We start from the raw sequence: 10,547 nt of genomic DNA, 5'->3' as shown, positions 1-10,547 counted from the left end.
AAAAATGGAGGAGGTGGTGGGATTCGAACCCACGCAGGCTGTTACACCCCTGACGGTTTTCAAGACCGTTCCCTTAAACCACTTGGGTACACCTCCAAAGCTCATATACAATTCGCGAACAATCATCTCGCTCGACATGATTTATAGTACCAACTGATGGGACAGATGTCAAACCCTTTTGTGAAAAAACATTAGAAAAATTTTTATAAAAAATCCGTCGACACGAGTGTCGTGTCGACGGGGTAAAAACGAGCTTAACGTGGCATCTCGATTTTCTCGATGCCGCCCATATATGGACGAAGCACGTCAGGAATGACGACCGAGCCGTCCGCTTGTTGGAAGTTCTCCAAAATCGCAGCGACTGTCCGACCGACAGCAAGTCCTGATCCGTTCAGTGTATGCACGAACTCCGGTTTCGCATTCACGTCACGACGGAAACGGATCCCAGCACGGCGCGCTTGGAAATCTTCAAAGTTTGAGCAAGAAGAGATTTCGCGGTACATGCCTTGAGCCGGCATCCACACCTCGATATCGTATTTCTTCGCAGCCGTGAAACCGAGGTCGGCCGTACACATGCTGAGCACTTGATACGGGAGACCGAGACGCTTGAGCACTTCCTCCGCGTGACCTGTCAACAGCTCGAGTTGCTCGTAAGACTCCTCAGGCTTCACGAAACGGACGAGCTCGACTTTGTTGAATTGGTGCTGACGGATGAGACCACGCGTATCGCGGCCGGCCGACCCGGCTTCTGAACGGAAGCAAGCGCTGTACGCCGTGTACGTGATTGGAAGCTGTTCCTCTGCGATAATCTCATCACGGTGCATGTTCGTCACCGGCACTTCCGCTGTCGGGACGAGGAAGTAGTTCGTATCCGCCACTTTAAACGCGTCTTCTTCAAACTTTGGAAGCTGACCCGTCCCGGTCATCGCATCGCGGTTGACCATGTATGGCGGGAGGACTTCTGAATAGCCGTGCTCATCGGCATGCATGTCCATCATAAAGTTGATCAAGGCGCGCTCTAAACGGGCACCGAGTCCTTTATAGAAGACAAAGCGGCTGCCCGTGACTTTCCCAGCCCGCTCGACGTCGACAATCTTCAAGTCTTCCATCACGTCCCAGTGCTGTTTCATCTCGAAATCGAACGTCGGTTTCGTTCCGACTTCACGAATCGTGACGTTGTCGTCTTCCGTTTCACCGATTGGTGTTGATTCATGCGGAATGTTCGGGATGCTGAGCAAAATCATGTTCAACTCCGCTTCGACTTCACGCAAGTCTTCATCCAACAACTTGATTTCATCCCCGAGTCGGCGTGTCTCGAGAATCGGTGCGTCTGCGTCTTGTTTGTTCCGCTTCAATTCGGCGATTTGTTTTGACGCCTCGTTCCGTTTTGCTTTCTTTACATCGACTTCGTTAATCAGGTTGCGTCGTTTCTCCTCGAGCTCTGGGAAACGGTCAAGCGCGCTCAAGTCTTCCCCTCGGTGGGCGAGCTTCGCTTTAATGTCTTCAAAATCTTGGCGTAATCGTTTAATGTCTAACATTCTTATTTCCTCCTTTTTCACATAAAAAAGGCGGCACGTCCCTTTCCCGTAGGAAAGGGACGAACCACCTTGGATCCGCGTTGCCACCCTCGTTGCCTGAAATCCAGGCCACTCGATGCACGTAACGTGTGCAGGACGTGACTTGTTTCCAAGCCAATGCTCCGAGGCCGATTCGGTTACACCATCCCGCTAGTTTGCACCAACCACTAGCTCTCTGTCAGTAGATGACTGTAACGTACTTTTCCTCATCATTGCATCTGTCATTGAATTAGTTTTACTTTACAACAACTCGAGTCTATCGACAAGACTCAGTTTTCCGAGCACGAGTCGGACCTCATCAAGAAAATCTGAAAACGCACGCGTCATCCGTGTTAAAAACGATGCCGTGTCGACCGTTTCTGCTGCCACGAGCGTCGCTTTCGGCGGTTGCTCGCCATCTAAGTAACGGACCGATTCAGAAAGTTCGACCGTCACCGTGCCGACTTGCTTGTCTGTAGCAAGCGGTGCTGTCGTGTCGGGTAAATCATAAACGAGGGACGGAACTTCTTGCCCTTTCTCAATCAATACCTCGAACGTGGACGTCGTGCGGACCGTAGCCCGCTCCGTCTCCCCGCCCGCCACGAAGACAGACTCTGGCACAACCTCGCCGCTCCGTAACAGCGGGGTCATGACAAACTCGCCATACGCATAGTCATGGAGTGCTTTCGTCGCCGTATAACGACCTTCGTCTGTCTTCGCGCCTAATACGACAGACAATACGGTCCGCCCATCCCGCGTCGAGACACCGACGAAACAGTATCCGGCGTCGTCTGTCGTCCCCGTCTTGAAACCGAGCATGCCGGTATACGACAAATCACGGCCGGCGAGCATCCGGTTCGTCGCTTCGAAACGAACACCGTCAATATCGACGTACGCCTGCTTCGTCACATCGAGCACGTCGGGGTATTTCGTTAAATAAGCGAGCGCCAGTTTCATCAAATCGCTCGCCGACGTCAAGTTCTCGCCCGGACGTCCGGCGGAGACCGAGTCGAGTCCAGATGCGTTCGCGAACGTCGTCTGAGTCATCCCGAGCGCCGTCGCCCGTTCGTTCATCAACTCGACGAACGCCGCTTCCGACCCGGAGACCGCCTCACCGAGCGTGACGGCGGCTTCGTTCGCCGAGCGAATCAACGCCACATCATATAATTCTTTCACCGTATACGGTTTATTGACGAGCGGGATGCGAGCAAGACCCGGCTTCTGTGTCAATGCGAGCGCCTCCGCGCTCGGTGTCACTTCCTGATTCCAACTGAGTTCGCCCGCCTCGATCGCTTCACGGACGAGGAACGCGGTCATCAGTTTTGTAATCGAGGCCGGAGGCAACATCGCATCTTCCTCTTTTGAAAACAGCACTTGACCCGTCGTCAAATCGACGAGCATCGCCCCGCTCGCCTCAACGCTCGGTGCGGCCGCTGCGTTGTTCGGATTCATTATATTCATGAAGATTGCTCCGATGAGCAACCACATCATCCATCTCGCTTTCACAACCTTGCCCCTTTCTATTCATGTCTCGTCTTAGTGTAGCAAAAAACGACATAAAAAAGGCTCCCGATTTCAGGAGCCTCTCCTTTATGCGAGTTGATGCTTGTTCGCCGCCACGACGTTCAAGAAATAGCGGTGCATCGACAAATCGTCTGTCAGCTCAGGGTGGAACGAGCAGGCGACGTATTTATCGTAGCGGACAGCCACGATGGCCTCTTCCACTTCTGCGAGGACATCGACGACCGGTTCGACCGACGCGACTTGCGGAGCGCGGATGAATACCGCTTCTACCGCCTCGTCAATCCCTTTCACCGGTAACGTGACTTCGAAGCTGTCGACTTGACGGCCGAACGCGTTCCGTTTCACGGTCATCGGGATTTTCCGTAGATGGGCATCGTATCCCTCGACTTCCGTCGCGAGCAAAATCAAGCCGGCACACGTTCCGAACATCGGGAGTTCCGTGTTGTCACGAAGCGGTTCGAGTAACCCGTAGCGGTCGAGTAGACGACGCATCGCCGTGCTTTCCCCACCTGGTAGGACGAGCCCGTCAATTTGACTCAAGTCTTCGACCGAGCGGACGACGCGCGTGTCCACGCCGAGTGCTTCGAGCATCCGAACGTGTTCGCGAATCGCCCCTTGCATTCCGAGTACGCCAATCGTCGTCATCTTACCAGCCCCGTGGTGCCATGAGCTCTTCTTCTTTAAGCGTCCGGACGTCTAAGCCTTTCATCGCTTCGCCGAGACCTTTTGACAAACTCGCGATACGCTCGTAGTCGTCGTGGTACGTCGTCGCTTCGACGATCGCACGGGCGAACTTCTCCGGGTTCTCGGCTTTGAAGATTCCTGATCCTACGAAGACGCCGTCCGCACCGAGGTGCATCATGAGCGCCGCATCGGCCGGTGTCGCGATGCCGCCTGCTGCGAAGTTGACGACCGGAAGGCGGCCAGCTTCACGGATTTGCATGAGGACTTCGAACGGTGCACCGAGGTCGCGCGCTTCCGTCATCACTTCATCGACGCTCATCGAGAGGAGACGTTTCACTTGTGCTTGAACCGTGCGCATGTGACGAACCGCTTCGACGATGTTCCCTGTTCCCGGCTCACCTTTCGTCCGAATCATCGCTGCGCCTTCGCCGATGCGACGCGCTGCCTCACCAAGGTCACGGGCGCCACAGACGAACGGTGCTTTGTAGTCACGCTTGTACAAGTGGAACTCTTCGTCCGCTGGCGTCAACACTTCGCTCTCGTCGATGAAATCGACCCCCATCGATTCAAGGACACGTGCTTCGGCGATATGACCGATCCGGCATTTTGCCATGACTGGGACCGAGACCGCTCCCATGACGTCTTCGATAATCGTTGGGTCTGCCATTCGGGCAACTCCACCCATTTTACGAATATCTGAAGGAACGCGCTCGAGTGCCATGACGGCGACCGCACCTGCCGCCTCAGCAATTTTAGCTTGTTCTGCGTTGATGACGTCCATGATGACGCCGCCTTTTTGCATCTCGGCCATCCCGCGTTTTACTTTATCTGTACCGACTTGTCTCTTTTCCATTTAAATCCCCTCCATATAGGCTAATCTACTTGTAAGTATAGATTGAATTGACTATATTGAAAGTGTCAGTTTGATAGTTTTTAAAGTGGTCAGTTCAGTTGAAGGACTTCCGTTTTGCATTCTCGAATGGAATCAATGAGAAAGGAGGACTGTGAGATGGCACAATTCGACCCGCGCGACAAAGCGCAAGATCGTACTTACTATGGGAAACCAGGTTTATTCGGCTTACTCCTCGTCCTTGGTTTCGTCCTTTATTTCTTCTTCGGGTGACCACGGAAAGGATTCATGATGGATATGCTCACGCTCGCGCTCGAACCTGAATCGAGCACGCCTTTATATGAACAACTTTATTTACACATCCGCCAAGCGATCGTCGACGATACGTTGACGACCGGGACGAAATTGCCGTCCAAGCGGAAATTGAGCGACTTCATCGACGTCTCCCAGACGACAATCGAACTCGCCTACGCTCAGCTCCTTGCCGAGGGCTATATCGAGTCCGTTCCGAGGAAAGGTTTCTACGTGTTGCCGCAAGAAGAGCTATACGTGCAGCGCAACGAGCGGATGCAGACGATTGAGCCGCTCCCAGAGAAGAAGACGTATACGTTTGACGTATACCCGAGTCAAATCGACACGGCCGCCTTTCCGTTCGAACGATGGCGCCGCCATATCAAACAAGTTGTCACCGAGGAGAACAGTGACTTGCTCAACCTCGGTCCCGTCCAAGGCGACCTCGTGCTCCGTCAAGAGATCGCGACGTATCTCTATCATTCCCGAGGTGTGAGCTGTTCTCCTGAACAGATTATCGTCGGTTCCGGCACCGAGCAGTTGCTCCCGCAACTTCTCGACTTGTTGACCGACGCGAAGACGTTCGGCATTGAAGACCCAGGGTACCCGCTCACGAAACAGCTATTCGAACAGCAAAAGCTTCGTTATATTCCAATCCCCGTCGATGAGAGTGGTCTCGTCGTCGACCGACTCGAGACAGAACAAATCGATGCCGTCTACGTCACGCCGGCCCATCAGTTCCCGACCGGTACAATCTTGTCCGTCAGTCGACGGCAACGCCTTTTGAACTGGGCGTCCGACCGTCAGACGTACATCATCGAGGACGATTATGATAGCGAGTTCCGCTATAGCGGGAAGCCAATCCCTTCACTGCAAAGCATGGACCAAAACGAGCGCGTCATCTACTTGAGCACGTTCTCAAAATCGCTCATGCCGTCGCTTCGAATCGGGTATATGGTATTGCCGCCAAAACTGTTGAATCGATACCGGGCACGTTACCGTCATTTCACTTGCAGCGTGCCCCGCTTCGAACAGCATACGCTTGCCGAGTTCATGGCATGTGGAGACTTCGAGAAACATTTGAACCGGATGCGTAAAACCTATCGGCGAAAACTCGAGATTGTCGTCTCCGCCTTCAAACCATATGAATCGGCCGTAACAGTCTCTGGAACGAGTGCGGGTCTCCATGTCATCCTGACAGTGAAGACAGCTCATTCGAATGAGACGTTGCGCCGACAAGCCGAGGCGGCAAGTATTCGCATGAAAGCGATGGATGAATACGCGATTCATCGGCAAGATTTGACCCGACAGTTCCTGTTCGGGTTTGCCGCCATCTCAGAGGCCGTGTTGCCAATCGTGATCGACCGACTCATGTCGTGTTGGAATATACCGAAAGGAGGGACATCCGGGGGCTAAGCCACCACGGATGACACAATCATGAGACGCATCCGCTTCGGACTGGGTATCCTCTTCATCCTTGTCGGGTTGTTTTTCCTATCGAACGCGTGGTGGAAAGACCAAGTCGCGGTGTCTAACAGTCAACGCGTGACCGAAGGCTTGCAACTGAAGCAACCGAAATCAGGCGAGTTTGACTTTTCAGCTGTCGCTCCGCTGTCATGGAACGATTTAGTGACAGTGCGCAATCGTTTTCATGAATTGCCGACAATCGGAGTGATTTCGGTGCCGGAAATCAAGTTGGAGTTGCCCATCATGTATGGACTTGAAGCCGATAACTTGGCCGTCGGGGCCGGGACGATGCGTCCAAACCAACAGATGGGGCTCGGCAATTACGCTTTGGCCGGTCATTATACCCAAAGCCCGACCTCCTTGTTTGGCCCACTCCATGAGATTGAAACGGGAATGAGCGTGTACGTCACCGACTTGACGCACACGTATGAATATGTTGTCACATCGCTTGAAACGGTTCCGCCATCTCGAGTCGATGTGCTCGATGAGACAATCGATCCGACCATCACGCTCGTCACGTGTACGTTTGATGCGACCGAGCGATTGATTGTCAAAGGAAGATTGGCTCAGACAACACCTTATGCCCCGTGACCGCCCACAAAAATGTTGGGCGGCTTTTTATTTTTTAAAAATTATATTGTGAGCGCTTACATAATCGGCTACACTATTTTTGAAACCGTTTGCACAATTTTCCTATTTCGTTGCCCTGTAGACGATCAAATTTCCTGAAAGAGGTGCTTTATGAAGAATAAAACCGCACGCCGTACGTCCACCCTCCTGTTATCTTCTGTCCTCCTGATTCAAACAGGCGTCCCGGTGAACGTCCTCGCCGAACCGACGGCAATCACCATTGATGGAGTCAAGAGTGATTGGACCAACATCCCGGCGCTCGCCACGTCCCCTACGGCCGGATGGCAAGGGTTTGACCTCGGCGACTTGTACATGCAAAATGACGCCAAGCATCTTTATTTCTATGTCGATGCGAAGAATGTCCCGAATTGGGGCGACAACGGCCAGTACATAAACATCGCACTTCAAGTGAATGACGAGGACTCGGGCGTGAACACGAATCCACTCGGTTACCCGTTCAACTTCAGTCAAACCGATCGGAAGCCGCAGTATCATATTTTACTTCGCGTCGATGGCGACACAGCGATTAAAGAAGCCGCGCTCTATGAATCGGGCAAGTCCGTTCCACTCGCGAATTTGACGAACTTGAACGGCGCCTCGTTCGCCCTCGATCGGACGAAAGGTTTCGAAGGAAAAATTCCATTGTCGCTGCTTGGTTTAACGAACAACGACCAGCTCCGGGTCTTGACCGTGCTGAGTGGAAACAATGCCGGAGAACACGGCGCATTTGACACCATCCCAAGCAATCCGGGCAACAAACTAGCCGACAGTTGGAACGTCTCGGCGAACCCATCGACGCAATCCGTGTATAGCTCGGCCTATACGCTGCGCGGTGTCGAGTCGGTGAGCCAATTGGAAGTGACGACCGTAACGCCGGCGAACCAATCGACGGACATCGCCCTCGATGCCCCGATTACATGGACGTTCAATGAACCCGTCACACTCAATGCTTCCGATGTCAGCTTGAAGAGCGGGGATACGTCTGTCCCGTTCCGTGTCGAAACGAGCGGATCGACGGTGACGGTGACACCGACAGCTCCATTTACACTCGGTCAAACGTTGGAAGCGACCATCCCAGCAGGTGCCGTCACAGGCAAATTGTCGAACACGACGCTCCCTGCCCTCACGACGTCGTTTAAGACGATCACGGAAGTGGCGGATCCATGGAAGACGCAGCGGTATATCGAGATGACGTACGTCCGGGCAGACGGGGATTATAAGGATTGGAACTTATGGACGTGGAGCACCGGTGCGAAAGATGGGCAAGTCGATCCGTACAAAGTGACCGAAGCTGGGGCCATCTTCCGCATCCCGGTCGGAAAAGACGCGACGAACGTCGGCTTCGTCATTCGCAAAGGCACGGACTGGGCCGTCAAAGACGGTTACGGGGAAGACCGATACGTCAAACTCGGTACCGATCGCATCACGAAAGTCGTCGTTGAGAGTGGAAAAGGCGTGTTCCACCAAGTTCCGACAATTCAAGGACCGGTCTTTGAAAACGGTGAGATCACGTTCTTTTATCGTGATAAAGAATTGTACGAAGCAGGGACACTCGATCAAGTCGAGCGCGTCGCCTTAAAAGTGAACGGGACGACGTATCCGATGACGTACGAAGCGAAGAACGAATGGTTCCGCCATACGGTCAAGTTACCGGAAGGAACACACGACTACACGTTCCTCGTGACGAAAGACGGTGTGACGACCGAGGTGAAAGACCCTTATTTCGAAGCGTCACGTGTCGAATACAAGCGTCCGAACGTCAAGTTGACGTCGTCCGTCTCACCAAAAGCCATCAGTTCGCGGGAAAACGCCGTCGTTCACGTGAAGCCGACGCTTCCAAAAGGAGTGACGTTGCGTGAGCTTTACATCGATGCCCGCCCACTCGGTGGACCGGCAAAACTAGCAATCGACCCAGCGCTAAACAAACAGACGATCGCGGTCAAAGACTCTGTGAAGCCGGGCAATAAAACGCTGACGATTCAAGCAATCGACCAATACGGTAACGTGCACACGACGAAGACAAGCGTCAACGTCCGACCGGTCACGATGAAAGACAAACAAGAATTCGACTGGGACGAGGCACGGATTTACTTCATGTTGACGGACCGGTTCTATGACGGCGACAAGACGAACAACAATCCGAACGGAGAGTATTACGACTTAGATCATCCTGAGTCATATCACGGCGGTGATTTCGCCGGTATCACGAAAAAACTCGACTATCTCGATAAGCTAGGCATCAACACGATTTGGATCACGCCGATTGTGGATAACATCGACTGGGATCTCCGCTACGGAAAAGAAGGATCTCAATATGGCTATCATGGCTATTGGGCGAAAAACTTCGAGAAACTCGATGAACATCTCGGGGACATGGCAGCGTTCCATCGTTTAATTGACGCCGCGAACGAACGCGGTATCAAAATCATGGTCGATGTCGTCTTGAACCACCCAGGTTATGGGATGGAACCTGGTGCGGTATCGAATGGAGCGACGAACTTCCCGACGAATAAAGAGCGGCAAGTATTTGAAGGCATGATTCGTTCGAATCCGGTCGACGGGGACGACTTGAAGATGTCGCTTTCTGGACTTCCGGACTTTAAGACAGAAGAAGCTGCCGTCCGGGACCAACTCGTCAAATGGCAAACCGACTGGATTAAGCGCTCGAAAACGAAGAAAGGCAACACGATTGATTACTTCCGGGTCGACACGGTCAAACACGTCGATTCGACGACGTGGAAGTCGTTCAAAAACGAGTTGACTGCCATCAAGCCGGACTTCAAGCTAATTGGTGAACATTACGGTGCAAGTGTGAATAACACAGGCGGTTACTTGCGTAGCGGTCAAATGGACTCCCTCCTCGACTTTGATTTCAAATATCAAGCGGAGAGCTTCGTGAACGGGAACATTGATGGAGTCGAAAGTGCCCTTCAATACCGGAACAAGCAACTATCAAACGAGGCGACGCTTGGTCAGTTCTTGTCGAGCCATGACGAAGATGGCTTCCTCGTCTCGCGTGCAGGTGGCGACGAAGGAAAACATATGGTCGCGGCCTCGCTTCAAATGACAGCTAAAGGGCAACCGGTCATTTACTACGGTGAAGAGATCGGCCAATCTGGAAAACATGCTGGTGACATGGATAAAGGCGAGTTTAACGAAAACCGTTACGACTTCGACTGGAAACGCGTCACGGGTGAAGGGAAAGCGATGCATACGCATTACCAGAAGCTGTTGAACATCCGTGCCGATTACTCGAAAGTGTTCAGCAAAGGGACACGCACTGTTGTTTCCGGGGGATCGAGCACAGGCTATTCCATCTTTGAACGAACATACGGCAAACAATCTGTCCTTGTCGGCTTGAACACGAAAGAGACGGCGCAAAAGGCGACGTTCCAAACGAAACACAAGCATAAGACCGTGCTCGTCGATCGCTATAGTGGACGCGCTTACGTCGTACAACACGATGGCAAAGTCACGGTACAATTGCCTGCCCAAGATCAAGGCGGGACCGTCATCCTTGTGAAGAGATAAAAAAAAATCCGTTG

The 10,547-nt window shown here is 52.8% G+C and carries 7 protein-coding genes, 1 tRNA gene and 1 other annotated feature; of the genes, 3 read left to right on the top strand and 5 right to left on the bottom strand.

The genetic code is table 11. The features are described from left to right. Nucleotides 1-5 precede the first annotated feature (5 nt). The 5 genes from RT52_RS11260 to pdxS all read right to left on the bottom strand — a co-directional run bounded on the left by RT52_RS11260 (nt 6) and on the right by pdxS (nt 4,617). Nucleotides 6-96 (bottom strand) — tRNA-Ser (locus RT52_RS11260). 158 nt (nt 97-254) lie between these two features. Beyond that, nucleotides 255-1,538, bottom strand: coding sequence for a serine--tRNA ligase (serS, locus tag RT52_RS11255; RefSeq protein WP_034804464.1), 1,284 nt, complete (start codon nt 1,536-1,538; stop codon nt 255-257). Nucleotides 1,539-1,590: 52 nt separating this feature from the next. Then, nucleotides 1,591-1,799, bottom strand: a binding site (T-box leader). 18 nt (nt 1,800-1,817) lie between these two features. Then, nucleotides 1,818-3,062, bottom strand: a complete 1,245-nt coding sequence (locus RT52_RS11250) for a D-alanyl-D-alanine carboxypeptidase family protein (protein WP_034817405.1) — start codon at nt 3,060-3,062, stop codon at nt 1,818-1,820. An 84-nt stretch (nt 3,063-3,146) separates the two neighbouring features. Beyond that, nucleotides 3,147-3,725: a pyridoxal 5'-phosphate synthase glutaminase subunit PdxT gene (pdxT, locus tag RT52_RS11245; RefSeq protein WP_034817403.1), complete on the bottom strand. Its 579-nt coding sequence runs from the start codon at nt 3,723-3,725 to the stop codon at nt 3,147-3,149. Nucleotide 3,726: 1 nt separating this feature from the next. Next, a complete protein-coding gene (gene pdxS, locus RT52_RS11240; protein ID WP_034817401.1) occupies nt 3,727-4,617 on the bottom strand; it encodes a pyridoxal 5'-phosphate synthase lyase subunit PdxS in 891 nt (296 codons plus the stop codon). A 285-nt stretch (nt 4,618-4,902) separates the two neighbouring features. Between pdxS and pdxR the strand changes: the two genes are divergently transcribed. The 3 genes from pdxR to RT52_RS11220 all read left to right on the top strand — a co-directional run bounded on the left by pdxR (nt 4,903) and on the right by RT52_RS11220 (nt 10,533). After that, nucleotides 4,903-6,321 (top strand): MocR-like pyridoxine biosynthesis transcription factor PdxR, encoded by a 1,419-nt coding sequence (gene pdxR, locus RT52_RS11230; RefSeq protein ID WP_245175529.1) that lies wholly within the window; start codon nt 4,903-4,905, stop codon nt 6,319-6,321. Between the two features lie 21 nt (nt 6,322-6,342). Further along, nucleotides 6,343-6,963: a class A sortase gene (locus RT52_RS11225; protein WP_034804480.1), complete on the top strand. Its 621-nt coding sequence runs from the start codon at nt 6,343-6,345 to the stop codon at nt 6,961-6,963. A 150-nt stretch (nt 6,964-7,113) separates the two neighbouring features. Continuing rightward, nucleotides 7,114-10,533: an alpha-amylase family glycosyl hydrolase gene (locus tag RT52_RS11220; protein WP_034817398.1), complete on the top strand. Its 3,420-nt coding sequence runs from the start codon at nt 7,114-7,116 to the stop codon at nt 10,531-10,533. The last annotated feature ends 14 nt before the right edge of the window (nt 10,534-10,547 follow it).

The organism is Exiguobacterium alkaliphilum 12/1, from assembly GCF_000714435.1.
GTDB lineage: Bacteria > Bacillota > Bacilli > Exiguobacteriales > Exiguobacteriaceae > Exiguobacterium > Exiguobacterium alkaliphilum.
The sequence above is the reverse complement of the archived record's forward strand: the minus strand, read 5'-3'. Positions and strand labels throughout refer to the sequence as shown.